General features: G+C 57.2%; 3 protein-coding genes. 2 read left to right on the top strand and 1 reads right to left on the bottom strand.

All coding sequences use genetic code 11. The features are described 5' to 3' along the window. Both NW863_RS12285 and NW863_RS12280 read left to right on the top strand, forming a co-directional pair. Positions 1-399: biotin transporter BioY (locus NW863_RS12285; protein WP_414366693.1), on the top strand; the 399-nt coding region annotated here is incomplete at its 5' end. 141 nt (positions 400-540) lie between these two features. Next, positions 541-981 (top strand): hypothetical protein, encoded by a 441-nt coding sequence (locus NW863_RS12280; protein WP_414366691.1) that lies wholly within the window; start codon positions 541-543, stop codon positions 979-981. Positions 982-1,092: 111 nt separating this feature from the next. On the opposite strand, the gene NW863_RS12275 is transcribed toward NW863_RS12280, so the two are convergent. Continuing rightward, the gene (locus NW863_RS12275) at positions 1,093-1,209 is read right to left on the bottom strand and encodes a photosystem II reaction center protein I (protein WP_011431538.1); all 117 of its coding nucleotides are present in this window, start codon (positions 1,207-1,209) and stop codon (positions 1,093-1,095) included. Between the last annotated feature and the right edge of the window lie 400 nt (positions 1,210-1,609).

Below are 1,609 nucleotides of genomic sequence, written 5' to 3'. Positions count from 1 at the left end.
CAGGTGTTTGCCCAGGGAGGCGGATGGCAATACCTGTACCAGCCCGCCTTCGGCTACCTGCTGGGCTTCCTGCCCGCGGCCTGGGCCTGCGGGACAATGGCCTTTCGACACACGGATCCTCACTTGCCGACCGCTTCCTTTCCCCCTCGCCGCAACCCCTACGTGCTGCCCAGCATCTCTGCGCCAGTGCGCCTGCAGGACTTGGGATCTGCCAGCTTGGCAGCTCTGGCCTTGGTTCACCTGACCGGAATTGTCTATCTTTTGGCCACCCAACCTTGGGATGGGGAGTTGCTGAGATTGATTGGCCTCTACTCAGGCTACACCTTGCCGGGGCAGCTCATCGTAGCCGGCTTTGTTGCTGTCATGGCCTTGATCCTGCGGCGCTTGCTGTTGTTTTAGCGCAAGAGATTCTCTATCTTTGCGCGATTGCGCATCTGCTCTAGGGCTGGAGCAGCAAAGATTAGCCTAGAGGCAAACTTGCCCCCGCGAGGGGACAAGAGGTTTCCAAGTTTCTGCAAAGTTTTGTGAGGAGAGACAAGAATGCGACGCGCTGTGCTAACTCTCTTGGCAACGGGCTTTCTAGCCACCCCTCTGACCGCCTGCGGCAACAGCGGCAGCTCTGGCGGATCGATTATCGTTCCACCCCAAAGCCCAACCGTTGCCTTTATCAATCCGCCTACCTCTGTGCGCATAGGCACCTCCACACCGGCTTTCACGGTGCAGGTGAGTGTGCCCGGCGGCGCCCGCTCAACCCAGTTTGTGGAACTGGAAACCTTTAACCCGCTTGGCACGCGCGTCCAAAGAGAAGTCTTTAACCCGCAGCAGGTTGGCTGCAGCCCAGGTGCCACTTTCTGTAGCTTCAACACCGACTTCCGGGTTGCTCCTGGCGATCCTGCCGGCGTTTGGCAGTTCCGCATCACCGCTTTCGATCAGCAGAACCGCTCTGGATCCCAGACTCTTCTGATTACAGTCTTTCAATAGGCAAGCTAAGTCGCTGCTTTGGGTTGAGAGCCAAGCGAAAGCAGAGGGTGCATCAAGCACCCCCTTAAGGCGTTAGCCATGCTCACCAGGAACGCCCAAGCGCGGGATCCCTCATTCCATGTCCCGACGGTTGGGGTTGCGGGCAGGGTCGTTGCTCAAGAAACCAAAGACAAACAGTCCCACAAAAAAGATTACCACCGCGTAAACAGAGATTTTCAGTAACAGCATAGTTTCAGCAACCCGTTTCCAAGTGGATGAAGCGAACAAGCCACAAGGCAATGGTAGAGCAAAGACAGACTGCCACAGAGACGGGATCCCGTCAAACCTGAGGCTCAGCAAAAGTTCTTCACAAGATCATACCCCCCAGCAGCTCGTTATTCCTGCCCTTGGCCGCGATTGGTCCCGAAAACGCCTCGGACACTTGCCGGAAAAGGGCCGCAAAGCTCGGCCAGATAAGGATCCCTGGCAAGGGGCAAAATTGTTAAGAAATGTTTTGAAGCGAAAAGCAACATCGCGCTCCCTTAGCGACAGGGGTGTAACGCGGGCCAGATTTACAGCCGAGCTGGCGGGCAGTGGGCAGCGCTGCCTTGACCAAGCCCATTGGCCAGAACTGCCGGTTCTGGCGCTC

It is taken from the genome of Synechococcus sp. B60.1, from assembly GCF_047462555.1.
Classification (GTDB): Bacteria; Cyanobacteriota; Cyanobacteriia; order Thermostichales; family Thermostichaceae; genus Thermostichus.
The sequence above is the reverse complement of the archived record's forward strand: the minus strand, read 5'-3'. Positions and strand labels throughout refer to the sequence as shown.

What these genes read in the sequence shown, in the direction of transcription:
- NW863_RS12280 (WP_414366691.1), top strand. Translation starts at nt 541, where the DNA reads ATGCGACGCGCTGTGCTAACTCTCTTGGCAACGGGCTTTCTAGCCACC.
- NW863_RS12275 (WP_011431538.1), bottom strand. Translation starts at nt 1,209, where the DNA reads ATGCTGTTACTGAAAATCTCTGTTTACGCGGTGGTAATCTTTTTTGTG.